Origin of the sequence: Geothrix sp. SG200, from assembly GCF_022808935.1 — a bacterium.
GTDB lineage: Bacteria > Acidobacteriota > Holophagae > Holophagales > Holophagaceae > Geothrix > Geothrix alkalitolerans.
The window spans coordinates 918,704-942,304 of the sequence record NZ_JAKZFR010000001.1 but is presented as its reverse complement, the minus strand read 5'-3'; the positions used below and the strand labels follow the sequence as shown (position 1 = coordinate 942,304).

The 23,601-nt window shown below is 68.3% G+C and carries 19 protein-coding genes; 9 read left to right on the top strand and 10 right to left on the bottom strand.

The window, feature by feature from the left end:
• Positions 1–960: an acetyl-CoA carboxylase carboxyltransferase subunit alpha gene (locus tag ML539_RS04125; RefSeq protein WP_243293846.1), complete on the bottom strand. Its 960-nt coding sequence runs from the start codon at positions 958–960 to the stop codon at positions 1–3.
• Between the two features lie 105 nt (positions 961–1,065).
• Between ML539_RS04125 and coaE the strand changes: the two genes are divergently transcribed.
• Genes coaE through ML539_RS04100 form a run of 5 tightly spaced genes read left to right on the top strand, consistent with a single transcriptional unit; the run spans position 1,066 to position 7,433 of the window.
• Positions 1,066–3,150, top strand: a complete 2,085-nt coding sequence (gene coaE, locus ML539_RS04120) for a dephospho-CoA kinase (protein WP_243320917.1) — start codon at positions 1,066–1,068, stop codon at positions 3,148–3,150.
• Positions 3,147–3,677 carry an O-acetyl-ADP-ribose deacetylase gene (locus tag ML539_RS04115; protein ID WP_243320915.1) on the top strand — a complete coding sequence of 177 codons (531 nt, stop codon included), beginning with the start codon at positions 3,147–3,149 and terminating at the stop codon, positions 3,675–3,677. Before coaE ends, ML539_RS04115 begins: the two co-directional genes overlap by 4 nt.
• A gap of 1 nt (position 3,678) precedes the next feature.
• Entirely contained in the window at positions 3,679–5,067 is a 1,389-nt protein-coding gene (locus ML539_RS04110) for a TldD/PmbA family protein (RefSeq protein ID WP_243320914.1), read from the top strand.
• Positions 5,067–5,684 (top strand): class I SAM-dependent methyltransferase, encoded by a 618-nt coding sequence (locus tag ML539_RS04105; protein WP_243320912.1) that lies wholly within the window; start codon positions 5,067–5,069, stop codon positions 5,682–5,684. The genes ML539_RS04110 and ML539_RS04105 overlap by 1 nt, the downstream gene beginning before the upstream one ends.
• 48 nt (positions 5,685–5,732) lie before the next feature.
• Positions 5,733–7,433 (top strand): phospho-sugar mutase, encoded by a 1,701-nt coding sequence (locus ML539_RS04100; RefSeq protein WP_243320910.1) that lies wholly within the window; start codon positions 5,733–5,735, stop codon positions 7,431–7,433.
• Between the two features lie 60 nt (positions 7,434–7,493).
• Here ML539_RS04100 and ML539_RS04095 read toward each other — a convergent pair whose 3' ends face one another.
• From ML539_RS04095 to ML539_RS04070, 6 genes are all read right to left on the bottom strand, one after another.
• Positions 7,494–7,727 (bottom strand): cytochrome c3 family protein, encoded by a 234-nt coding sequence (locus ML539_RS04095; RefSeq protein WP_243320907.1) that lies wholly within the window; start codon positions 7,725–7,727, stop codon positions 7,494–7,496.
• A 174-nt stretch (positions 7,728–7,901) separates the two neighbouring features.
• Complete coding sequence (locus tag ML539_RS04090) at positions 7,902–10,073, bottom strand: cytochrome b/b6 domain-containing protein (RefSeq protein ID WP_243320904.1); 2,172 nt, start codon at positions 10,071–10,073, stop codon at positions 7,902–7,904.
• Positions 10,074–10,128: 55 nt separating this feature from the next.
• A complete protein-coding gene (locus ML539_RS04085) occupies positions 10,129–11,991 on the bottom strand; it encodes a cytochrome c3 family protein (RefSeq protein ID WP_243320903.1) in 1,863 nt (620 codons plus the stop codon).
• Between the two features lie 218 nt (positions 11,992–12,209).
• Positions 12,210–12,461 carry a hypothetical protein gene (locus tag ML539_RS04080; RefSeq protein ID WP_243293854.1) on the bottom strand — a complete coding sequence of 84 codons (252 nt, stop codon included), beginning with the start codon at positions 12,459–12,461 and terminating at the stop codon, positions 12,210–12,212.
• Between the two features lie 108 nt (positions 12,462–12,569).
• Entirely contained in the window at positions 12,570–14,225 is a 1,656-nt protein-coding gene (locus ML539_RS04075; protein ID WP_243320901.1) for a methylmalonyl-CoA mutase family protein, read from the bottom strand.
• Between the two features lie 52 nt (positions 14,226–14,277).
• Positions 14,278–16,656 (bottom strand): EAL domain-containing protein, encoded by a 2,379-nt coding sequence (locus ML539_RS04070; protein ID WP_243320899.1) that lies wholly within the window; start codon positions 16,654–16,656, stop codon positions 14,278–14,280.
• A 251-nt stretch (positions 16,657–16,907) separates the two neighbouring features.
• Between ML539_RS04070 and ML539_RS04065 the strand changes: the two genes are divergently transcribed.
• From ML539_RS04065 to ML539_RS04050, 4 genes are all read left to right on the top strand, one after another.
• Positions 16,908–18,521 carry an amidohydrolase gene (locus ML539_RS04065; protein ID WP_243320895.1) on the top strand — a complete coding sequence of 538 codons (1,614 nt, stop codon included), beginning with the start codon at positions 16,908–16,910 and terminating at the stop codon, positions 18,519–18,521.
• Between the two features lie 138 nt (positions 18,522–18,659).
• Positions 18,660–19,346, top strand: a complete 687-nt coding sequence (rpe, locus tag ML539_RS04060) for a ribulose-phosphate 3-epimerase (protein WP_243320893.1) — start codon at positions 18,660–18,662, stop codon at positions 19,344–19,346.
• Positions 19,343–20,098: a hypothetical protein gene (locus ML539_RS04055; protein WP_243320890.1), complete on the top strand. Its 756-nt coding sequence runs from the start codon at positions 19,343–19,345 to the stop codon at positions 20,096–20,098. Before rpe ends, ML539_RS04055 begins: the two co-directional genes overlap by 4 nt.
• A gap of 138 nt (positions 20,099–20,236) precedes the next feature.
• A complete protein-coding gene (locus ML539_RS04050) occupies positions 20,237–21,079 on the top strand; it encodes a hypothetical protein (protein ID WP_243320888.1) in 843 nt (280 codons plus the stop codon).
• Here ML539_RS04050 and ML539_RS04045 read toward each other — a convergent pair.
• From ML539_RS04045 to ML539_RS04035, 3 genes are read right to left on the bottom strand one after another with little or no spacing between them, the layout of a single operon-like run.
• The gene (locus tag ML539_RS04045) at positions 21,063–21,326 is read right to left on the bottom strand and encodes a GIY-YIG nuclease family protein (protein ID WP_243320887.1); all 264 of its coding nucleotides are present in this window, start codon (positions 21,324–21,326) and stop codon (positions 21,063–21,065) included. The genes ML539_RS04050 and ML539_RS04045 overlap by 17 nt on opposite strands.
• On the bottom strand, positions 21,311–22,789 hold the full coding sequence (locus ML539_RS04040; protein WP_243320885.1) for a hypothetical protein: 1,479 nt from the start codon (positions 22,787–22,789) through the stop codon (positions 21,311–21,313). The genes ML539_RS04045 and ML539_RS04040 overlap by 16 nt, the downstream gene beginning before the upstream one ends.
• The gene (locus tag ML539_RS04035; RefSeq protein ID WP_243320883.1) at positions 22,786–23,601 is read right to left on the bottom strand and encodes a hypothetical protein; all 816 of its coding nucleotides are present in this window, start codon (positions 23,599–23,601) and stop codon (positions 22,786–22,788) included. Before ML539_RS04035 ends, ML539_RS04040 begins: the two co-directional genes overlap by 4 nt.

The following is a 23,601-nucleotide window of genomic DNA, read 5'->3' as shown; positions in this document are numbered from 1 at the left end:
TCAGCCCACGCTGCCCATGCGGGCGAACTTCTGGTACCGCTCCTCCACCAGCTGCTCGGCGGACAGCTCGGACAGCTCCGAGAAGGCCTCGATGACCGCCTCCTTGAGGGCAGCGGCCGCAGCGTCGAAATCCGAGTGGGCGCCGCCCAGGGGCTCCTTCACGATGCCGTCGATGACGCCCAGCTCCAGCAGGTGCGGGGCCGTGAGCTTGAGGGCCTCGGCGGCCTTGGAAGCCTGGCTCGCATCCTTCCAGAGGATGGAGGCGCAGCCTTCGGGCGAGATCACGGAGTAGATGGCGTTCTCCATCATGAGCACGCGGTCGGCCACGCCCAGGGCCAGGGCCCCGCCGCTGCCGCCTTCGCCCAGGACGATGGCCACCACCGGCACTTCGAGCTTGGCCATCTCCAGCAGGTTGCGGGCGATGGCCTCGGCCTGGCCGCGCTCCTCGGCGTCGACGCCCGGGTAGGCTCCGGGGGTGTCGATGAGGCAGAGGACGGGCCGCTGAAACTTCTCAGCCAGCTTCATGAGGCGCAGCGCCTTCCGATAGCCCTCGGGCTTGGGCATGCCGAAGTTGCGGAGGATCTTCTGCTTGGTGTCCCGGCCCTTCTGCTGGCCGATGATCATGACGGGGTTGCCCTCGATCCAGCCCATGCCGCCCACGATGGCCGCGTCGTCGCCGAAGCGCCGGTCGCCGTGCAGTTCTTCGAACCGCTCGCAGATGCGCTCCAGGTAGTCGAGGGTGTAGGGACGCTTGGGGTGGCGGGCGAGCTGGGCCCGCTGCCAGTCCGTGAGGTTCGTGAACAGCTCGGCCTTCAGCTTGTCCAGCTTCTTCTGCAGCTTTTCCCGTTCTTTCGACTGGGAGGGGTCCATCTCCATGGCCCGGATCTGGGCCTCCAGCTCGAGCACCGGCTTTTCCAGCTGCGAGAGATCCATGGCCTGTTCGGGTGTCGCGTCTTTCATGTGACCTCGGGTCAAGAAGAGGAACGAACCAGTGTAGCCGAGACTCCGGATTCAGGCTCCGTGCCGTTCCGGGGCGGTTGAGCGCAGAATCAGGAGGGAGCCGCCATGCTGACGTCACCCTTTCCCCTCCTTGGCCTCACCGGCGGCATCGCGGCGGGCAAGAGCTTCGTGGCAATACAGATGGCGGATCGGGGCTGGGCCGTGATCGATGCCGATGCGCTCGCCCGGGAGGCGGTGCGGCCCGGCGGCGACGGGCTGGCGGCCGTTGTGGCGGCCTTCGGGCCCAGCTGCCTCCAGGCGGACGGCACCCTGGACCGCGCCTGGATGGCCGTCCACGTGTTCGCGGACGACGGGGCGCGGGCCCGGCTGAACGCCATCCTCCATCCCCGCATCGAGGCCCTCCTGGCGGAACGCCTCCTGGCGCTCCCTCCCGGCACCCGCGGCGCTGTGCTGGACGCGGCATTGTGGGTGGAGCGGGGCCGAGCCCACCACTTCGACGCCTTCTGGGCCGTGGACGCTCCGGAGGACCTGCGGCTGGCGCGCCTCCAGGCCCGGGACGGCATGCCCCGGGAGGCGGCCCTGGCCCGGCTTCGGGCCCAGGCCTCGGCCCCGGAGCGCGCGCTCCATGCGGACCTGGTGATCCCCAACGACGGCAGGGATCTCGCGGAGATCCTCACAGGAGCCGAGGCCTCCCTTCTGTCAAACTGGAAGATCCGCCGCGCGCGGACCTGGAGATCGCCGATGCCTGCACCCTTCACCGCCGACCAGCTCCGCGAGGTCCTCACCATCCTGCTCGGCCGGGGCGGCGACTACGGCGAGGTCTTTGTGGAACGCCGGAGGGCCCACGCCCTGGGCATGGACGACGGCCGCATGGAGGATGTGCTCTCCTCCGAGACCTTCGGGGCCAGCCTGCGCCTGATGGACGGCGAGACCACCCGCTTTGCGGACCTCATCGCCCCCGCCTTCGAGGAATTGGTGGAGGCCGCCCGCACCCTCGCGGCGCCGGGCACCGGCTCGTCTGCAGACGTCCCCGCCCTGGCGTTGAAGATCCATCCCACCCCCAGCCCCGTGGAGCGGGATCCCGACACGGTACCCCTCGACGAGAAGGTGGCCCTGGTGCGCCGCGCCGAGGCCCTGGCACGGACGGAGGCCGAGGCCCTCCGGCCCGGCGCGCTGAAGCAGGTGTCCGTGGGCTACGGCGACAATACCCAACGGGTGTGGATCGCCGCGGCAGAGCGCAATGACGGCGTCTGGACCGGCCGCCTAACTGAAGACCACCGCACCCAGGGCGTCCTGCGGGCCAATGTCACCGCCGGCGATGGCAGCCAGCTCCAGACCGGTTACCAGGCCCTGGGCGAAACGCGGGGCTTCGAGCTGTTCACGGACGAGGCCGTGGCCCGCACCGTGAAGGAGGCCGTGCGCCTGGCCATCCAGGCCCTCGACGCCCAGCCCGCGCCTGCGGGCACCTTCCCCGTGGTGCTCAGCAGCAGCGCCGGCGGCACCATGATCCACGAAGCCTGCGGGCATGGCCTGGAGGCGGATCTCGCGCTCGCGGGCATGAGCGCCTTCGCCGGCAAGCTGGGCCAGAAGGTGGCCGCCGACGGCGTGACGATCATCGACGACGGCACCCTGCCCCACAAGCGCGGCAGCCAGGCCATCGACGACGAGGGCAACCCCGTCAGCCGCGTGGTCCTCATCGAGAACGGCGTGCTGAAGGCCTACCTGCAGTCCCGCAAGACCTCGCGGAAGATGACCACGGAGCCCACGGGCAACGGCCGCCGGGAGAGCTACCGCCACCTGCCCATCCCCCGCATGCGCAACACCTTCCTGGCCGCGGGAAGCGAGGCGCCTGAAGCCATCCTGCGCGACCTGGACCGCGGCCTGCTGGTGAAGCACATGGGCGGTGGCCAGGTGGATACCGTGACCGGCAACTTCGTGTTCCAGGTGACGGAAGGCTACTGGGTGGAGAACGGCGTGCCTAGGTATCCCGTGAAGAACGCCACCCTCAGCGGCTGCGGCCCCGAAGTGCTGAAGCAGCTCACCCGCATCGGCAGCGACCTCCACCACTTCGACATCGGCACCTGCGGCAAGGACGGCCAGGGCGTGCCCGTGAGCGACGCGCTGCCCACCATCCTCTGCCCCTCCCTGGTGGTCGGCGGCACCGCCGAGCCCCTGCCGAGCGTGATTTGACGGAAGCGCGCCTGCGGGTGGTGCAGGCCGACATCACCACCCTTGCCGTGGATGCCATCGCGAACGCCGCGAACAGCAGCCTCCTGGGCGGCGGCGGCGTGGACGGGGCCATCCACCGCGCCGCGGGACCGGGGCTGCTGGAGGAGTGCCAGGCCATCCGGAACCGCCAGGGCGGGTGCAGAACGGGACGGGCCGTCATCACGGGTGGTCACCGTCTGCCCGCGACGTTCGTGATCCACACGGTCGGGCCTGTCTGGCAGGACGGGGACTCCGGCGAGGACGACCTGCTCGCATCCTGCTACCACGAGAGCCTCCGCCTGGCCGAGACCCAGGGATGCCGCACCGTGGCCTTCCCCGCCATCAGCACCGGCATCTACGGGTTCCCCGCAGACCGCGCCGCCGGCATCGCCATCAGGGTCTGCCGCGAGTGGCTGGCGGCCCACGACCTCCCACAGACCATCACCCTCGTGGCCTTCGATGGCCCGGCGCTGGCGATCCTGCAGTCCGCCCTCAAGAAGGAAGCCTGACATGACCGATCCGTTCCGCACCTTCATTCCCGAGTCCCTCGAAGCGCGCCTCCAGGACGGCATCCAGCACGCCCTGAAGCTGGGCGCCGAGGGGGCCGAGGCTTTCGTCTCCGTGTCCCGCGGCCGCAAGGCCAAGGTGCAGAACGGCGCGCTCGAGGACCTCACCACCAGCAAGCGCGGGGGCCTGGGCGTGCGCGTGATCCGGGCCGGCGGCCAGGGCTTCCGCACCGGCCTGGCCACCACCACGGACCTGGCCGCGGCGAATTTCCAGGAGCTCTTCGCCCAGGCCTGGGAGCTGAGCGCCCTGGGGGACGAGGACCCCTGGCTGAGGCAGGCGGATCCCGAAGGCACGGATGATCTCCCCAGCCGCTTCGATGGCGCCGTGGAGGCCCTCACGCCCGAGCAGCGCATCGCCTGGGCGCTGGAGCTCGAAGCCGAAGCCCGGAAGGCCTCCCCGAAGGTCGCCGCCGTGCGGGAGTCGGCCTGGAGCGACGGCTCCGGCGCCAGCCTGCTGCTCACGCAGAAGGGCGTGCGGACGCCGGATGCCTGGTCCAGCTGCTCCGCGGCCATCGAGCTGGCCGTGGCCGATGGCGACGAGCGGCAGGCGGCCTGGCACTGGGACGTGGCCCGCCGGCCGGGCCTTGACCTCGCCGCCATCGGCGCTGAGGCGGCCCTCAAGGGCGAGCGGAAGCTCCATCCCCAGCGGCTGCCCGCCGGAAAGTACCCCGTGGTGCTCCACCCGGAGGTGGCCGTGGACCTGCTCGGCATCGTGGCCGGGATGCTCGACGCCGAGTCCGTGATCAAGGGCCGCAGCCTCTTCGCCGGCAAGCTGGGCGAACCCATCGCCTCGCCTCTCCTCACCCTGGTGGACGATGGCCGGCTCGCCGAAGCCCCGGGGCGCCCGGCCCTCGGCACGGAGCCCTGGGATGCGGAGGGTCTGCCCACGCGGCGCAACGTCCTCATTGAGGGCGGCACCCTGAAGACCTACCTCCACACCCTCAAGACCGCCGCTGAGCTGGGCCAGGCGCCTACGGCCAGCGCCGGCCGCGGCTTCGGCAGCCAGCCCGGTGCCACCACCTTCAACCTGTTCCCCCTGGCCGGGGACACCGCTCCCGACGCCTTGTACCGCATGGCCGGAAACGGCGTGCTCATCACCGAGATCATGGGCCTGCACACGGTGGATCCGGTCAGCGGCGACCTCAGCGTGGGCGCCTCGGGCCTCCGCATCCGCGACGGCGTGCTCGCCGAGCCCGTGGACAAGCTCACCTTCGCGGGCAACCTTCGGGACTTCCTCACCCGCATCGTGGCCCTGGGCAGCGACCTTCGCTGGTACGGCGGCAGCGCGGGGCTGAGCCTCCTGCTGGAGGACATCGCCCTGGGAGGCGCGTGATGGGCCGCGAATTCTGGGACACACGCTATTCGGAAGCCGAGCTGACCTACGGCGCCGAGCCCAACGATTTCCTGAAGGAGATGGCGCCGCGCATCCCGCCAGGCCCCGTGCTGGGGCTGGGCGAGGGTCAGGGCCGCAACGCCGTGCACTTGGCCACGCTGGGCCATGCGGTCACGGCCGTGGACCAGTCGGCGGTCGGCCTGGCCCGTGCCCGGGAACTGGCCATCAGCCGGGGTGTGGCACTCTCCACGGTGGTCGCCGACCTTGCGGACTTCGACTTCGGGACCGCCCCCTGGAAAGGCCCTTGGAGCGGCATCATCTCCATCTTCTGCCACCTGCCGTCGGCCCTTCGACGGGATCTGTACCCACTCTGCGCCGCGGCCCTCGTGCCCGGCGGGGTCTTGATCCTGGAAGGCTACACGCCTCGCCAGCTGGACTATGGTACCGGCGGGCCGAAGGAGCCGGATCTGCTAGACACCCTCGACGAGCTGCGGGGCCTCCTCCCCGGCCTGGAGCTGGAAGTGGGCCGGGAACTGCTGCGAGACATTCGCGAAGGCGCCCACCATCAGGGTCTCGGAGCCGTGGTACAGGTGGTGGCCCGCAAGCCCACCACGTGACCTTCCGGACCTGATCTGCAATCCTGGAATGTTGCCCAAGGACCTTCCATGAGCCTGGATTCCGCTCGCGCCTACCTCGCCTTCCCCCACCTGGAGCCGGAACTTCGGGCGGAGCTGGAGCCCATGCTCAAGGCTGCCGAGGCCGGAGATGCCAAGGCGGCGGCCGAGCTGGAAGACCGGTTCTCCGAGCCTCTCGCCTTCGGCACGGGAGGCCTCCGGGGCTTCATGGCCGCGGGGCTGCGCCGCATGAACCGACCCAACGTTCGCCGGGCCACCTTGGCCCTGGCTGCCGTGACCCAGCGCCGGGCCCCGGGCAAGAGGGTGGCCGTGGTGGGCTATGACACCCGGATCAACTCGGATGTCTTCGCCGCCGAGAGCGCCGCCGTGCTGGCGGCGGCAGGCTACCAGGTGTTCCTCGGCACCCGCCCCCTGCCCACGCCCTTCCTCTGTTTCGCCATGCGCCGCCTGGGCTCGGCCTGCGGCGTGATCCTCACCGCCAGCCACAATCCCAAGGAATACAACGGCTTCAAGGCCTACAACGACCTGGGCGGCCAGGTGGTGGAGCCTTGGGACGCGGAAGTGGAGGCCCACATGGCCGCCCTTCCCCTGGTGCCCGAGCCGCCAGTGGCGCCGGCCGGCCGCATCCAGCCCATTCCCGCAGAGGTCGAAGAGGCCTACCTCGCCATGGGCCAGGATCTGCTCCAGCATCCAGAGGCCTTCGAGGCCGCCCGCATCCTCTACACGCCCTTCCACGGCACCGGCGTGGCCTTCGTGCCCGCCCTCTTCGAGCGGGCCGGCCTGCCGCTCACCCTCAGCCCCAGCCAGGGCATCCAGGACGGCACCTTCCCCACCGCCCCGCGCCCCAACCCCGAGGAGCTCGCCGCCTACGCCGCGCCCCTGAAGGAAGCAGAGGCCATGGGAGCCGAGGTGATCCTCGCCAATGACCCGGATGCGGATCGCATCGGCGTGGTGGCCAAGCGCGACGGCGCCTGGGAGCTCATGTCCGGCAATGACCTGGCGGGCCTCACCCTGGATTATCTCTGCACCCAGAAGGGCCGCAGGGGCGCCGTGGTGAGCACCGTGGTGACCTCCGACTTCATGGCCGAAGTGGCCCGCCACCATGGCCTGCCCGTCGTGTGGACCCTCACGGGCTTCAAGAACATCGCCGTGTGCATGGACCGCCTGCTGGAACTGGGCGAGCCCTATGCCTTCGGGGCCGAGGAGAGCTACGGCATGCTGCTGCCGCCGGACCTCCGGGACAAGGACGGCGTCACCGCGGCCCTTGTGGTGGCCGAGATGGCCGGGCACTACAAGGCCAAGGGGCAGACTCTGTTCCAGGCTGTGGAGGCCCTCATGGCCCGGGTGGGCTCCTTCCACAACCGCCTGGTGAACCTGGAGGATCCCCGGCCGGGCGGGGCCAAGCGTTTTGCCGAGGCCATGGGCCGCATCCGCGCCGCGGGCCTGGCCTCGCTAGGCGGCGAGAAGGTCGTCAACTGGGAGGACTTCCAGACCGGCCTCTGGCATGGCGACGGCCGCACGGAACCCATCCTCGACCGCCCTGACCAGCGCGACCGTGCCCTGGCCATCCCGCGCAGCAATGTCCTCAAGTTCCGCCTGGAGAGCGGCGCCTTCGCCGCGTTCCGTCCCAGCGGCACCGAACCCAAGCTGAAGGTCTACCTCCAGGGACGCGGCGAGGCTTCCCAGCTGGACCGCCTGGAGGCCGAGGCCCGTTCCCTGCTCGGCCTTTGATCACCCCCAGAAAAAGGGCGGCGCCGTTGCCGGCGCCGCCCTTTTTCTGGAGCAGGAGGACTACTTCTTCTTGAAGGTGGTCAGCTTGCCCTCGGCCCAGCCGTGGCAGTCCTTGCACTGGGCTTCCTTGTACTTGGCGAGCATCTTGGTGGTCGCGGCATTGAACTTCTTGTCCTTCGGCGCGCCCTCGTGGCAGGCGGTGCACTTGGCGCCCTTCACGGTGGTCATCTTCGCCATGGCCGCCGGGGCGGCCGCGAGGATGAAGGCGGTGGTGAGGAGGGTGATGCGGCGCATGTCAGCTCCTTCATGGGGTGGTGATCCGATCCGCGCGGGATCAGGGTGAGGGGGAAAGGCAGATGGACGGCCGGAGTTCCGGTCGCGACCACCCGGCCCCACCCGGGAGGGCGGGGCGCGGATCTGCGTGGTCGTGGTGTGCCAAAGATCGGGTGGATCCGGTGCTGAGCGGCCTCAGTGCGCCAGGCGCGAGGTCATGGCGTAGATGATCAGGAAGAGCAGCACGAGGCCCACGCCGAAGAAGATGTAGCCGGCGCTGCGAGCGATGCCCTTCCAGGCTTCCCACTCGTCCTTGACGCGGAAGCTGTCCAGGCGGCCTTCGGCCACCAGGCGGTCATACCAGCGCTTCCGCTCGTGGAGCATTTCGGACTTCGAGATGCGGCCCGAGAAGATGACCGTATCCATGGGGAACTTCTCCAGCCGGAAATGGGTGTTGAAGAAGTGCACCGTGAAGATGAAGCCGGCTGCCAGCAGGGCCTCATCGGAGTGCACGATCAGCGAGACATTGATCATCCAGCCGGGCATGAACTTGCTGAAGAACTCCGGGAACCACATGATCAGGCCCGAGACGCCGATGGCGAAGACGCCCCAGAACACGGCCAGGTAGTCGAACTTCTCGAAGTAGGTCCACCGATCGAACTCGGGACGGGGCCCCTTGCCGAAGAACCAGCGGTTATGGGCCACGAAATCCTTCACATCCTGCTTGGTGGGGATCATGGAATCGGGATGGGCCATGGCCTTGAAGATGCGGCTAAGGCGGACGGCGCCGGTCTCTGGATCCTTCAGGAAGCCCCGGTTCCGCCAGAAGTGGCCCAGGGTGGTACCCACGTGCAGCGCGAAGTAGGTGAAGGTGATCACCGCCCCGAAGTGGTGGAGGGTGCGGGCGACATCAGCCCCTCCGAAGAACCGGAAGATCGCCTTGGCCCAGTCGGTGTAGTAGAACTTCAGCGGCATGCCGGTGATTGTCAGCAGCAGGAAGCTCGTCACCACCAGGATGTGGAGGAAGCGCTCGAAGGGCTGGAACCGAGTGAACTGCTCGTCATCCTCCTGGATTTTGATCTTGGCCTCGCGGAACTGCTTGGAGTCGTGGCGATAGAGCCAGACGGACCGGAACAGCCACAGGAGCGTGTGGGCACCGAACAGGGAGAAGGTGCACACAAGAAGCGTGGTCATGATCAGGAAGACGTAGTGCAGCACCGGATAGTTCTTGCGATCCATGGGGTTCGCGTGGGGCGCGTACTTCGCGAAACTGACCGAGGCATTGGCGTGGCACTGCTTGCACGTGTTGACGATGTTCGCCGGAGAGAGGTGCGAATTCGGATCTGAGGCCCTAAGGACATCGTGGTGGCCGTGACAGTCGTAGCAGGCGGCCACGGCGCTGGCGGTGTTGGCCTTTCCAAGCGCCATGGCCTTGCCGTGGTAGGTGTCGCGGTAGTGCTCCAGGCGGTCGGCGTGGCACTTGCCACAGACCATGTCGCTGCCAGCCTTGAAGTGGCCGCTCACAGGCGTCTCGATCTGGTGCGCCGAGTGGCACTGGATGCACACGGGCCCGCGGGGATCTCCCTTGGCCAGAAGCTGGCCATGGACGCTTTTGTTGTAGACCTCCTCGACCTTCACGTGGCAGCGGCCGCAGGTCTTGGCGACGTTGGCGTGGTTGATGGGCGAGCTGCGGTCCACGCTCCGCTTGATGTCATGGACGCCATGGCAGTCGTTGCAGCTCGGCGCCACGATGAGCCCCTTCACCAGCAGGGCCTTCCCGTGGATGCTCTCCTGGTACTGGGAGGCCACCGCCGGATACTTCATCTTGTATTCATCGGTGAGGTTCTTGTTGGCGTGGCACTTCGCGCAGGTCGTCGACAGGTTCATCTTGTAGACCGGCGAGTCCGTCTGCTTCACGGGCACGATGTAGTGATTCCCATGGCAATCATGGCAATAAGCCGCTGCCGTCGCCCCAAGGGTCTGGCTCACGCCATGGATACTGCCCGCGTAGTGCTTGGCCTGCTCAGCATGGCATCCATCGCAGTTCACATCTGTGTAGGTCTCAGTACCTTCCTGGTGCTTGTCCGTGAGTTTGACGTGGCAGTCCCGGCAAGATAGAGAGGCGTGGACCGAGGCTGCGAACCGCTGCCCGTCCACGAAGAGCGATTGCTTCGTGCCATTCACATCCTTGGTCATGTCCTTGTCGCTGTGGCAGTCGAAGCAGCTTTCCTTGGCGGCCGCCTTGGCAGGGGCGGCCTGCAGGGGCGCCGAGGCGAGGAGGAGGCCGGCGACGAAGGCCAGCAGCAGGCTTCCGCCGCGTCGCCTGGCGCCGGCGGGAGCCTGAGTATCGGTAAAGGTCCAGGTCATGGGGTTGGTTCCTATGGGGTGGGGAGGGGTCAGTGATGCGCTAAAGGGGGTGGCATCAAGCGTCGTGGTGTTGGGTTCCGTGCTTCTCGATCGTCTTCCGGTAGTACTCGGGCCGGGTTTCGCGCATGTGGTCCGCGGAGGCTTTGCCGTTCAGCCAGGCCAAGTCCATGGGGTAGACATCGGGATCGAAGATCACCAGGTACCAGTGCCAGACAAGGATGGAGAGCGTGGCCAGGATGGCTTCGTACCAATGGGCCGCCGTGGCCGCGTCCAGGACCCACTTCGGGAAGTGGCGCAGGCTCCAGTTCTCGGCCCACAACAGGACGCCCGTCACGGCCATCACCACGGTGCCCCACATGAAGGCCCAGTACTCCATCTTCTCGGGGTAGCCGAACATGCCGAAGGTGGGACGTTCCTTGATCAGGCCCAGGTTGAACCGGAACATGTTGAAGATGTCCTTGGCGTCCTGCCAGGAGGGGAGCAGCTCCACGAGGATGATGCGGTCCCGCTTCGACAGGGCGAGGTGGACGAAGTGGAACACCGTGCCCGCCATCATCACCACGGCCGCGATGCGATGGACCACACCGCGGAGGCTGGAATCAGGGTCGAAGGACTGGAAGAGCTTCACCCAGGCGGATTCCGGGAACTTCAGGGCGAAGCCCGTGATGACGAGGGAGATGAAGCTCACGATCACCATGCCGTGGGTGATCCGGAACGTCAGGTTCATGCGCGGGAAGCCCTCGTGGGTGGCGCCGTGGTGAGGTCCGCGCCGCAGCTTGGCCAGCCAGTCGAGGAAGTTGTGCAGCAGCATGAATCCGATGGTCAGGGGGATGAGGGCCAGGTAGGCCAACCGGATCCAGCGCACGGAGACATGCTCCGTCATGGTGGCCGTGCGCACGTGGATGGGGGCTGCCGCCAGCTTAGCCCCGGCGCCCGGATGACACTTCCCGCAGGTCTGGGCCAGGTTGGCCGGGTTCACCGTGGACCTGGAATCCGCCGAGGGCAGGATGTTGTGCACCCCATGGCAGGATGCACAGTTGGCGGCGGACTTCCCGCCACCGCGGACCGCGAGCCCGTGGAAGCTGTCCTGGTAGGCGGGGACCTTGTCGCCGAACCCGTAGCGGGTGTTCAGGCGCTCGTCCCCATGGCAACGGCCGCAGGTCGTGGCGGACACCCGGGCCGCGTTCACCAGGGAACCGGCCTCCGAGGGCGCCAGGATGTCGTGCTCGCCGTGGCAGGTCGTGCAGGTGGGGGAATCCTTGGAGCCGCGCTTCAGGGCGAGGCCGTGGATGCTGTCCGCGTAGGCGGCCTGGATGTCCGGGTGGCAGACGCCGCAGGTGTCCGCGACGTTGGCCCGGTTCACCTTTGCCTGGGGATCCCGCGAGGCGAGGATGTCGTGGCTGCCATGGCAATCGGAGCAGGAGGCCGCAGCGGCGTTCCCCTTGGCCACTTCGCGCCCATGGACGCTCAGACGGTAGGCCTCCACCGGCTTGACGAAGGGGATCTGGTGCTTGGAGAGGAAATCCGGGTTGGAGTGGCAGGTGCCGCAGGTGTCGGCGAGGTTCTTCTTGGCCACCTTCGAGGCGGGATCGCTCGCGCCGAGGATGGCGTGGGCTGGGCCGTGGCAGGAAGCGCACGTAGCCGCGTCGGTCATCCCGTTCTGCTTGGCGACGCCGTGGACACTCTTCTTGTAGGCCTTGACCTGGTCCGCGTGGCAGTCCGCGCAGTTCACCGGCGCGGGCTTGTCGGCATGGGGCAGCCTGGTGATGCTGCTGTGGCAGTCCGTGCAACCCATGCTTCCATGCTTGGTGGTCGCGAATTTCGCCAGATCGATGTCATGGCAGGCGACACAGTCGTTGGCTGAAGGGGGAGCGGCGGCGAGGAAGGCGGAGAGCAATCCAGCGAGCAGCAGACGCATAGCTACCTCACATGTCAGCTATCACCCTAGCGCGGTTACCTCCCAATAAGATACCTGATGGTGATTTAGATCACGGACCGATCCAGACCCGAAATCCTTGTATGTTCTTAGTTACATGTCGCTACAGATGTCGGAATTCATTGACAGGACACCCCACGAGTACAGAAAAAACCGGGCGGGAGACCCGCCCGGCGAGATCGGGAGCCCGCGTCAGCGGCTCACTTGCCCTTGTAGTCCTTCAGCCAGTTCAGGTCGACCTCGGCGGCCTTCTTCTTGGCCTTGGTCTCTTCGAGGAACTTGCCGCGCGCGGTCATCTCGCCACCCTTCTTGGCGGCGCCCACGTGGCAGGCCTTGCAGTCCTTGACGTCGGTGAAGCCCAGCTCCTGGGCCTTCTTGACGAAGGGCATCTTGGCCTGGGCGGGAAGAGCGAGGAGCAGCGCCGCTGCGGCGGTGAGGATGGCGATACGCATGATGCCTCCGGGATGGGGTCCCGCAGGAGCGGGACGGGTTGGTCACGGTAATGCAATTCGGATGCCTGGACCACTCCTTCAACCGACATTTCGGCCAACTGATGTGACCTAGAGCACCAGATGCTCCTGGTACTCCCCGAAGACGGCGCGGAGCGCGTCGCAGATTTCTCCCACCGTCGCTTCGGCCTTCACGGCGGCGAGGATGCGCGGCATGAGGTTCTCCGTGCCTTTGGCCGCGGCGGACAGCTCCGCCAGCCGCGCGGCGGTGGCGGCCTGGTCCCGGCCTGCCCGAACGGCGGCCACTTGGCTCCGCCGGGTCCCGCCCAGAGCCTCGTCCACCCGCAGGAGGTCCGGGGCGGCCTCGCCGCTGATGGCGAACCGGTTCACGCCGACTACGACCTGGGTGCCCTTCTCCACGGCCTTCTGGTAGGCATAGGCGGCGTTCTGGATCTCCCGCTGGGGCAGGCCCTTCTCGATGGCGGCGACCATGCCGCCCAGCTCGTCCACCTTGGCCAGCAGCGCCGAGGCCCGGGCTTCCAGCTCATCCGTCAGGGATTCGATGAGATAGCTGCCCGCAAAGGGATCCACCACGTCCGCCACGCGGGACTCATGGGCCAGGATCTGCTGCGTGCGCAGGGCGATCATGGCGCTCTGCTCCGTGGGGAGGGCCAGGGCCTCGTCCCGGCTGTTGGTGTGCAGGCTCTGGGTGCCGCCGCAGACCGCGGCCATGGCCTGCACGGTGGTGCGCACAATGTTGTTGTCCGGCTGCTGGGCCGTCAGCGTGCTGCCCGCCGTCTGCGTGTGAAAACGCAACATCTGGCTTTTTGCATCGGTCGTCTTGAAACGTTCCTTCATGATTCGTGCCCAGAGGCGGCGGGCGGCGCGGAACTTGGCCACCTCCTCGAAGAACTGGTTGTGGGCGTTGAAGAAGAAGCTCAGGCGCGGCGCGAAGGCCTCCAGCTTCAGGCCCGCATCCAGGGCCGCCTGCACATAGGCGATGCCGTCGCCCAGGGTGAACGCGATTTCCTGGGCCGCGGTGCAGCCCGCCTCGCGGATGTGGTAGCCGGAAATGGAGATGGTGTTCCAGTTGGGCACCTGGTCCGCGCAGAAGGCGAAGATGTCCGTGATGAGGCGCAGGCTGTGGCGCGGCGGAAAGATGTAGGTGCCACGGGCCATGTACTCCTTGAGGATGTCGTTCTGGATGGTGCCGCTCACCTTGTCCCAGGAAACTCCCTGTTCGTCCGCCACAGCCAGGTAGAGGGCCAGCAGCACCGAGGCCGGGGCGTTGATGGTCATGCTCGTGCTGACCTTGTCCAGCGGGATGTCCCGGAACAGCGTCCGCATGTCGTGGATGGAGCTGATGCTCACGCCCACCTTGCCCACCTCGCCCAGGGCCATGGGATGGTCAGGATCCATGCCGATCTGCGTGGGCAGGTCGAAGGCCACGGAAAGGCCGGTGGTGCCCTGCTCCAGCAGGTAGCGGTAGCGGGCGTTGCTCTCCTCGGCGGTGGCGAAGCCGGCGTACTGGCGCATCGTCCAGAGCCGGCCCCGGTACCCCGTGGGCTGCACATGCCGCGTGAAAGGGAACCTCCCGGGCGCGCCCAGGTCGCGCAGGGGATCATGGCCGGCGAGGTCCGCGGGCGTGTAGCTGTTCTTCAGCGGAATGCCCGAGCTGGTCTCGAAGGCCCCTTCGCGGAGTTTCGCGGGATCCTCCACCACCGTGAGCTGCGCGCGCACCTGGTCCAGAAAATCCTTCTGATACATGGGGCCTCCGTGGAATCCACGATAGCATCGGGACTCCGGCCCCTGGCGGGTCCTAGGTCACCATCACGATCTGGGATTCCCGGTCCTCCTGTTCCAGGACACTGGCAATCGCCTCCGCCGGCACCGCATGGCCGAACAGGAACCCCTGGGCGCCGTGGCACTGACGCTCCCGGAGGAAGGCAAGCTGTCCCTCGGTCTCCACGCCCTCGGCGACCACCTGCAGGTTGAGGCACGCGCCCATGGCGATGATGGCCGTGGCGATGGCGGCGTCGGTGGGGTTGTGCTCCAGATCGCGGATGAAGGACTTGTCGATCTTGAGGGTGCTGACGGAGAAACGCTTGAGCTGCGCGAGGGAAGAGTAGCCTGTCCCGAAATCGTCGATGGAGACGTGGATGCCTAGGGCCTTCACCTCGTCCAGCACGGCCACGGCCAGCGCCGGATTCTGCATGACCACCGTCTCCGTGATCTCCAGCTCCAGCCACTGCGGATCCAGCTCCGTCTCCTCCAGGATCCGCCGCACTGTGGCCGCCATGCCGGCCTGCTGGAGCTGGTAGCCGGAGAGGTTCACGCCGATGCGCATGGGACGAAGGCCCTGGGCCTGCCACCGGGCGCCCTGGCTGCACGCCTCGCGCAGCACCCACTCACCGATAGGGAGGATGAGACCGGTCTCCTCAGCCAGCGGAATGAACTCGGAGGGTGGGAGAAGGCCCAGATCGGGATGCTCCCAGCGGACCAGGGCCTCAATGGCGGTCATCCGGCCCGTGTCCACCTCCACTTTCGGCTGGTAGAGCACGCGGAACTCGCCGGCCTCCAGGGCGTGGCGAAGCCCGGTGGACAGCACGAGCCTCCGCTCGGCGTCCTGGTCCATCCCCGGATGATAGAACTGGTAGTTGTTCCTGCCCCGGCTCTTGGCGTGGTACATCGCGCTGTCGGCCTTCTTCACCAGGGCTTCGCCACCCTCGCCATCCTCCGGGAAGAGGCTGATGCCGACGCTGGCCGTCACGAAGATCTCCTGGCCGCCGATGTGGAAAGGCCGCGCCAGCGGTCTGAGAAGCCTTCCCGCCAGAGCCGAAGCCTCCTTGGGATCCTGCACATCGTTCAGGGTCACGATGAACTCGTCGCCCCCGATGCGGCTGACCGTGTCGCTTTCGCGGATCGCGGTCTTCATCCGTTGCGCGGCCTGGCGCAGGAGCTCGTCGCCCACCGCGTGGCCCAGGGTGTCATTGATCAGCTTGAAGCGGTCCAGGTCCACGAACAGCACCGCGAGGCTCCGGCCGGACCTCCGGGCCGCCTCCTGGGCCCCGTTCAGTTTCTCCAGCAGGGAGGCCCGGTTGGGCAGGCCCGTCAGGCCGTCGAAGTGGGCCATCCGAAAGAGCTGCTCCTCGGCCTGCCGCCGCGCAGTCACGTCGCGGCAGATGCACCAGACCATTCCCGGACGCCCGTCCTTGAGGGTCGGGGCGAGGTTCCCCTCGACGGAGATGCGGGTCCCGCTCCTGGCCAGGACGTCGGCCTCTATGGTGGTTCCCCGCGCCTCCTTCATGGCCCGCCCGAACTCCTTCAGCAGGCGGGCCCGGTGGTCCAGGTCGATGAGATCGAAGAAGGTGGTGGTCTCCAGGTCCTCGAGGCCGTACCCGAGGGTCCTCACCCAGAGGGGGTTGGCGTACAGGAATCGGCCTTCAGGCGTGAGGCAGACGATCAGGTCGTTCGCCGTGTCCACGAACTGCTGCAGCTGGGCCTCGCGGGCCTTCAGGGCCCGGTGCTCCCACCGGATGACTCCCATGAGGCGGGCCGTGATGAAGGCCACCGCCGCATTCAGGATCGCGGCCCAGGACCAGATCAAGCACAGGTAGAGCGGATTGGCGCCGAGGTCTGCCGAGGTGAAAGGCATGGCCACCGGGGGCAGAAGGCGGAGATAGTGCCCCGCCAGCATGAGGCCGTGCATGGCCCCGCCGATGGCGCCGACGGCCCAGACCTCTCGCGGGCGGGGCAGCAGGAAGGCCGCCTCCATGGTGGCGATCAGGTAGGCCGGCCAGAACCAGCTGGACGGCCCTCCGCTGAAGTGGATCAGGACCGTGATGAAGAAGAGGTCCAGCAGGATCTGGGCGTGATCCGAGTACCGGAACCCTCTCACACCGAACCAGCCCTGCTGGAGGACCAGGCTGTAGGCAGCCACGGAAGCCACGGCGCCTGCAAGAAAGGCCAGCTGGGCTTGGGTGAGGAAGACCCTGTAGGCGCTGACAGAAAGGATGCCGCCGGCGAAAAGCCCATAGGCGCCGATGATCGCCAGCAGGATCCAGCGGGCCATGGCCACCAGCCTCGCGCGGGTTTCCTGGTCGGTCCAAGGAGTGGTCCCGAGGGGCATCCGCCCGGCCGCCAGGAAGGCGCCTGAGTCGGTCTTCAGCCAATCTGCGGTTTCGGTCCAGGGTGGCACGGGCCTCCTTATTCATTACCCAATGGTCAACTGTCTGCGATCCCGAGAGAATCGTCAGTGATGGCCGTCACCCGACCGAAGGCCTAAATAGATGTAATATAAATTTTTATACATCAATTATCACATTTTTATACCAATTCAAGCTCGGATCACCCGCCCATCCAGCCCTCCTTCCTGCCTGCCATCCTCCGCACCCTTCCGGGCTGAATCCTCGCGAAGCTATGCTTCCAGAAACCCCGAGGAACCCGCCCATGCCGATGCCGCCCGCCACCCCCCCCGTTTCCTACCGCCTGATCAAGGGCGCCGATCTGTGGACCGACCAAGGCCAGCAGCACGGCCAGGCCGTGGTCGTGCGGAAGGGGAGGATCCTCGCGGTTGGCCCTGTGGAGGCGCTCGCCAAGGCCCATCCGAAAGCGCAGCAGGTCGAGCTCCCGGGTGGCACCCTCCTGCCCGGGCTCATCGAAGGCCATTCCCATGTGGGTGGACTGGGCGCCCTCAGCCGGAAGGCCAACCTCACGGGGCCGGCGGATCTTTCAGGCACGCTGGAGCGCCTCCGGGCCTGGACTGCGGCCCATCCCAAGGGCTGGCTGCTGGGACGGGGCTGGGACCAGAACCGGTGGCCGGGCAAGGCCTTCCCCAGGGCGGCGGACCTGGACGCCATCACGGGGTCCCGGCCCGCCTTCCTCCAGCGGGTGGACGGCCACGCGGCCTGGGTGAACACCGCCGCGCTGGCCCTGGCGGGCATCGGCCCCAAGACGCCGGATCCCGAGGGCGGACGCATCCTCAAGGATGCCAGCGGAAAGCCCACGGGCATCCTCCTGGATGCGGCCGTGCAGCTGGTGGAGAAGCTCATCCCCGAGCCCAGTGCCACCGAGCTGGAAGCAAGGCTCAAAGCAGGCCTTGCCACCCTGCGCGCCAACGGATTCACGGCCGTGGCCGACATGGGCGCGGGCGCGCGCGAGTTGGCCGCCTACCGGCGCCTGGCCGCCGCGGGGGCCCTGCCCATCCGCGTGTTCGCGTACATGAACCACGATCACGCGCTGATGCTGCGGGAACTTCGGCAGGGCCGGGCCAAGAGCCTGTCCTTCTTCCAGGTTCAGGGCGTCAAGTTCTACCTGGACGGCGCCCTGGGCAGCCGCGGGGCACGTCTGCTCGCCCCGTACGCCGATGAGCCCTCCACCCAGGGCCTCTGGGTCACGGATCCCGCCAAGGTCGCACTGGACGTCTCCATCACCATGCGTGCCGGGTTCCAGCCGGCCATCCACGCCATCGGCGATGCCGCGAACCGGGCTGCCCTGGACCTGATCGCCGCCGCCGAGCGCAAGGCCGGCCGCTCGAGCAACCTGCCTCCGCGCATCGAACACGCCCAGATCGTCACCGCCGAGGATGCGGCCCGCTTCGGCAAGCTCGGCGTCGTGGCCAGCATCCAGCCCGTCCACTGCACCTTGGACCACAGCTGGACTCCCGCCCGTCTGGGCCCCGATCGCGTGGACGAGGCCTTCCCCTGGCGGACCCTTGCGAACGGCGGGGCCCTGCTGGCCTTCGGGAGCGATGCCCCAGTGGAGGACCCCAATCCCTTCGTGAGCCTCGCGGCCGCGGAGACGCGCCAGGACCCGGCGGGCGATCCGCCCGGTGGCTTCCTGCCCGCGCAGCGCCTCACCCGCGCCGAGGCGATCCGCGCCTACACCGCCGGCAACGCCGCCGCCCTGGGCCATGCCAAGGAGCTGGGCACGCTCCAGAAGGGCGCTGTGGCCGACCTGTTGTGGGTCCAGGCCCCGCTGGGTTCCCTCTCCCCTGAGGCACTGCGGAAGGTGAAGCCCGGGCGGCTGTGGGTGAACGGGGTGGAGGTGCCCCTCGGGCACTGAAACAAGGACCTCCACGAAGGATACGAAGCAAGGCACGAAGGACACGGATGGATGGCCCTTCGTGCTTTTGTATTTCCCTTTGTGTCCTTCGTGGAGGTCTTTAACCTCGATGAAGACTGCCTCTGGAATACTGGAACCATGAGCCTCCGCCCCGCTTCCCCCCTGCTGGCCCCGTCCCTGCTCTCCGCGGACTTCACGCGGCTGGGCGAGGAACTTCGGACGATCGCCGCTGCGGGCGCCCAGGTGGTGCACGTGGACGTCATGGACGGCCGCTTCGTGCCCAACATCACCATCGGCCTGCCTGTGGTGGAGAGCCTGCGCAAGGCCACCTCCCTGCCCCTGGACTGTCACCTGATGATCGTGGAGCCCCTGCGCTATGCCGCTGACTTCGTGAAGGCGGGCGCCGACTGGGTGAGCATCCACCAGGAGGCCGATCCCCACCTGCACCGCACCCTGGCCGCCATCCGTCAGGCCGGCGGCAAGGCGGGCGTGGTGCTGAATCCGGGCACGCCCGTCGAGACTCTGGTGGATCTCGTCGGCGACTTCGACTTCGTGCTGCTCATGAGCGTGAACCCCGGCTTCGGCGGCCAGAGCTTCATTCCCCGGGTGCTCGACAAGGTGAAGCGCCTGGATGCCCTCCGGGCCCAGCGCGGCGTGCCCTTCTTCATCCAGGTGGACGGGGGCGTGAGTCTGAAGAACGCCGCGGACCTCATCCGCGCCGGAGCCGATTGCCTGGTGGCCGGCAACGCCGTGTTCAAGGCCGAGGATCCCAAGGCCGCCGTGGCTAGTCTGCTGCGCGAAATGGCCACCGGGCGGCAGGCATGAGGTTCGACCTCGAGCGCTACAACCGCCTGCTCTGGGCCGTGAACGGAACACTCCTGCTGGCGGGCCTGATCGTTCTGCTGATCACGGGCCTCACTGCGCTCTGGCCCTCCCGCGCCCGGGGGCAGAGCCTTCCGGCCGGCATCCCGGCGACCGCCGCGGATGCTCCCTCCCAGCCCGCCATCCTGCGCCTGGGCCTCCCGAAGTCCCTGAAGGGCACGGACACCCTGCTCGTTCCCGTGGAGGGACTCCCGCAGGAATCCGAGGAGCCCCGAGGCATCGGGAGCTACAGCAAGGGCGCCCCGAGCGTCCCGCTCTTCAACCTCCTCTTCGTGGACGCGAAGACGCTGGCCTCCCGGCCCCTGCTCTCCCGGAAAAGCCTCATCCTCCGCTACGACACCCTTGAGGATGGGGAAGAGACCAGAAGCGCCCGGGTCGACGGCCTGGTGGTGAGCATCGTCGATACGGACACGAACGGGAATGGCCGACTCGACGAAGGCGACGAGGCCCGGATCTGGCTCTGCGACGCGTCGGGCCGCAATCTTCGCGCGGTAACGGCCGCCGGAACCACATGCGGGAATTGGCACTACGACAGCCTCCGCCGAACGGTCTACCTGGTCGTGGAAACCCGGAGTGATGCTCGGAAGGCCGAATCGGCGGAGGTGCTCGCGGTGCCCATCGATGGCACCCAGCCAAGCCGCCCGCTTGCGTCGAAGGCGCAGATGGACGAGCTGCGGAACCTGCTGCAGCACTGATTCCGGCCACGCGGAAACCGTTTCCCAACAGGCCTGGGCGCTCCGACTCGGAGATTGGACCAGCATGGCCTGGCACTGATCCTGCTTTTCCAGCATCTTATCCAGTGCCTCCATCGAGGACGTGGAAAGGAGGAGCCCATGACGCGCCATCGAACGTCCAGCACTTTGGTTCTATCGCTTCTGGCAGTCCTGGCCATGCCGGCCTCGGCCCAGCACGACCGCCGGGAGGAAGGCTCCCGGCCTGATCGCCCGCGCGAGGGCCGCGCCCCCGAACGAGGCCCTGAGCGGAGCCCCGAGCGCGGCCGGGAGCAGCCCTCGCCCATGCGGGCCGCGCCCCAGGCACCCCGCCCCTCGAGGGATATGGAGCGGGCCCGCCCCATGCCCGGACCCGAACGCCAGGCCCGGCCCGAGCGGCAGGAGCGGCCGGAGCGCTTCGCCCGACCCGAAGGGCGCTCTGAAGGACGCCCTGAAGGACGCTTGGACCGGCGCGAGGCTCATGGCGCCATGAGGTCCCCCTCCGATCGCCGCGAAGCCTCCCGCCCGCAGGGTCGGGAGGTCCGCCCCTCTCCGCGCGCCGCCGAAACCGCCCGCGCCTGGCAGTCCCGGGACACCTGGCGCCGCGACGCCTGGCCGGCCCGGTCCAGCTGGCGTGAGCATCGCGCCCAGCACTGGGAGCGTGACCACCGGACCTGGGCCCAGCGCGGAGGATATGGCGGTTACCGCATTCCCGAGCCGCAGTTCGTCTCCCGATTCGGAGTCAGCCATCCCTTCCTCATCGGCAGCCGCCCGGTGATCTACCAGGGCTACCCCCGGTTCCGCTGCGGGGGCTACTGGTTCCTCATCGTGGATCCCTGGCCGGAGTTCTGGGTGGATGACTGGTACCTGGCCGATCGCGTGTACATCGACTACTACGGCGACGGCTACTACCTGGTCAATCCCCGCTACCCGGGCATTCGCATCGCGATCACGGTCTTCCTGTAGCGATCAGCGCCTCCTTGGCGCCGCGCCTCAGGCGCTTGACTTCCCGCTCCCGTCGCAGCGCCTCGGCCTTCGAGGCGCAGGCCTCGCAGTAGGCCAGCTCCAGGGGACCCCGGCCGCGGGTGTACTTTGCACCGCGGCCCTCCTGGTGCTGCTTCAACCTCGCCGCCACATCGAGCGCGATGCCGCAGTAGAGGGTGCCGTCGCCACATCGGAGCAGGTACACCCACCAGGTCATGGCGTCCGCCACGAAGGCGGAAAGGCCTCCGCCAGGATCTGTTCCGCCGTGGCGCCCTGAGTCGCGCGGAACCGCGCGGTGCTGAGGCAGAGGCCCACGTTGTGGCCCCAGCCACGCCCCTTCAGCCGGAGGGAACCGTCCGGTAGCATCTCGGCCTCGCAGACATTGCTGGGCCACGTGGTCCAGCCGTACCGCCGTCCTGCGGCGAGGCGCAGCGCCTCCACCGCGTAGGGCCCGGAGGCCCCGAGCATCATCCCGAGCTGCCCCGGCCTCAGGCCGACGGCCACATCCCGCTTCAGGACCGCGACCTGAGCGGCATCCAGCCTGCGTTCCCAGGCCACCCAGCGATCTCCCGGCACCTCCGGAGCGGCGCCGGCCTCGGCGGGCCCGTCGCCCCACACCGCCCGGGGGCTCAGCGGATGCCCGCCGGCGGAGCCCGTGAAGAAGGCCCAGCGGGAATCCAGGTTCAGGACCGGAGCCGCCTCTACGGCCCGGGTCGTACCCGGCATGGCCCCGCCTCGCACCACCGCGCAATGGGTCAGTGGACAGAGGGTGCCCTCCGGGTGCTGCCGGGGATGGCCCTCCAACCACCGATCCAGCACCGCGGCCAGGGCGCGCCGGGCCTCGAAGGGCGAATCGGCGCCGAGCTCCCCCTCGGTGGCCGCGGCGATCCAGGCCGTCCTGGAGGTCGTCCAGGCCAGGCGCCAGCCGTGGCGCTGGGCCCGGACCTGCACCGTGCCCCGAAGCGTCGCGATCGGAAAGCCAGCCTGGAACCGGATGGTCCCCTGGAAGCGCCAGACCCTCCCGAGGCGATGCGACAGGCGATGTCCATTCACGACCATGGGGCCCCGCAGGCGCTCCGCGGGCCAGACCACCGTGACGGTGGTCTCGGCCAGGACGGGAGCTTCCTTGACCCAGCGTTCCACAGTGGCACTGGTCTGGCCTGGCGTGGGCGGCAGGGGACCGCCGTTCAGCCAGGCCCGCAGCCAGCGATAGGCCCAGGCCTGCTCGCGGGTGGCGCCGGCCGCCAGGGCCCGGTCCAGGCGCGCCTGGACACCTGTCGGCGGGGCGGTGGGCCAGGTCTTGGGCGGTTTGGCATGACCTTCCGCCCACAAGCACCGCGCTTCCTCCACCCAGCGCCGGAGGTGCGCGTCCCGAAGGCGCCGGTGGGCCAGTTCGTGGCGCAGGATGGCGCCGAGGTCCCGCCGCCGCAGCTGCTCCCAGGGGCGAAGATGAAGGGTGTCTCCCAGCCACTGGCCACTGCGCCCCGGGGGCGCGCCCGTGGCCTTCTCGAAGGCGATCGAATCCGGGTGGAGTCGGACCCGCCAGGGCCCAGGTGGCCAGGGCCCGAACCCCGCCGTGGATGCGAAGGCCATCCGCAGCGAGTCCTCCAGCGCGCTCTGATTGGCGCCGTCTCCTTCGATCACCGGTGGCGTGAACGGCGGAGCGGGTGCCGGGGCAACCAGCAGGATCAAGGCTTCAGCCCCAGGATCTCCCGGATGCGCGTCATGCCCTCCTGCTTGCCCCGCCCCCGCGGCAGGTGGAGCACCACAAGGACCGATCGACGGCCGCCCGCTACCCAGGCGCTGGTGGCGGACGGATCGCCGGGCACCGGGCCCGTGCCGGTCTTGAACCACCAGTCCTCTTTGCCGAACAGGTCCTTCACCTCCACCCAGAAGCCCGCCAGGAAGCGCTTGCCGAAGGTGACGACCTCCGCCTGGCTCGGATCCATGAGCCAGCGCAGGAAGGCTTCGGGGCTGGTGCGCAGCAGGTCGCCGTCGCCCACCCAGGCTGCAGTCAGCGGCGGCAGCCCCTCGCCCGTGGGCATCCGGCGCCCGAGGAAGGGCTCGAAGGCCTCCTCGAGCCGGGCCCTGGCCGCATCCGGGCCGTAGTCCTGCACCCAGCGTTCACGGGAACCCGCGATCCAGGCCAGGAAGGCGAGGTTGCAGCTCTCCTGGAGGGCGAGTGCCAGATCCACGCGGCCATGACCTTCGCGATTCCAGCACACGAAGGGCCCATCGGCGCCCTTGCACCGGTACTGGACGCCGGAGGCGGACCACTCGCTCCCTTCCAGCTTCATCCAGACCAGCTTGGCGAGGCTGCCCATGGGAGCTTCCTTGCGCGCCTCGCCATAGGCATGCACCTCGCCATCCCCCAGGGTGATGGCGAAGCCTTCGCCGGGTCGGAGGATGGGTGCCCGGGCCGCGGCCACCACCGAGGGCGTGGGCCCGGCCTCAGGCGCCGGCTGGGCAGCCAGCAGGCAGGATGCGAGCAGGAGGCCGATCAA

Excerpts from the sequence above, each read along its gene's own strand:
- ML539_RS04125 (WP_243293846.1), bottom strand. The coding sequence starts at position 960 with ATGAAAGACGCGACACCCGAACAGGCCATGGATCTCTCGCAGCTGGAA.
- coaE (WP_243320917.1), top strand. The coding sequence starts at position 1,066 with ATGCTGACGTCACCCTTTCCCCTCCTTGGCCTCACCGGCGGCATCGCG.
- ML539_RS04110 (WP_243320914.1), top strand. The coding sequence starts at position 3,679 with ATGACCGATCCGTTCCGCACCTTCATTCCCGAGTCCCTCGAAGCGCGC.
- ML539_RS04105 (WP_243320912.1), top strand. The coding sequence starts at position 5,067 with ATGGGCCGCGAATTCTGGGACACACGCTATTCGGAAGCCGAGCTGACC.
- ML539_RS04100 (WP_243320910.1), top strand. The coding sequence starts at position 5,733 with ATGAGCCTGGATTCCGCTCGCGCCTACCTCGCCTTCCCCCACCTGGAG.
- ML539_RS04095 (WP_243320907.1), bottom strand. The coding sequence starts at position 7,727 with ATGCGCCGCATCACCCTCCTCACCACCGCCTTCATCCTCGCGGCCGCC.
- ML539_RS04090 (WP_243320904.1), bottom strand. The coding sequence starts at position 10,073 with ATGACCTGGACCTTTACCGATACTCAGGCTCCCGCCGGCGCCAGGCGA.
- ML539_RS04085 (WP_243320903.1), bottom strand. The coding sequence starts at position 11,991 with ATGCGTCTGCTGCTCGCTGGATTGCTCTCCGCCTTCCTCGCCGCCGCT.
- ML539_RS04080 (WP_243293854.1), bottom strand. The coding sequence starts at position 12,461 with ATGCGTATCGCCATCCTCACCGCCGCAGCGGCGCTGCTCCTCGCTCTT.
- ML539_RS04075 (WP_243320901.1), bottom strand. The coding sequence starts at position 14,225 with ATGTATCAGAAGGATTTTCTGGACCAGGTGCGCGCGCAGCTCACGGTG.
- ML539_RS04065 (WP_243320895.1), top strand. The coding sequence starts at position 16,908 with ATGCCGATGCCGCCCGCCACCCCCCCCGTTTCCTACCGCCTGATCAAG.
- rpe (WP_243320893.1), top strand. The coding sequence starts at position 18,660 with ATGAGCCTCCGCCCCGCTTCCCCCCTGCTGGCCCCGTCCCTGCTCTCC.
- ML539_RS04055 (WP_243320890.1), top strand. The coding sequence starts at position 19,343 with ATGAGGTTCGACCTCGAGCGCTACAACCGCCTGCTCTGGGCCGTGAAC.
- ML539_RS04050 (WP_243320888.1), top strand. The coding sequence starts at position 20,237 with ATGACGCGCCATCGAACGTCCAGCACTTTGGTTCTATCGCTTCTGGCA.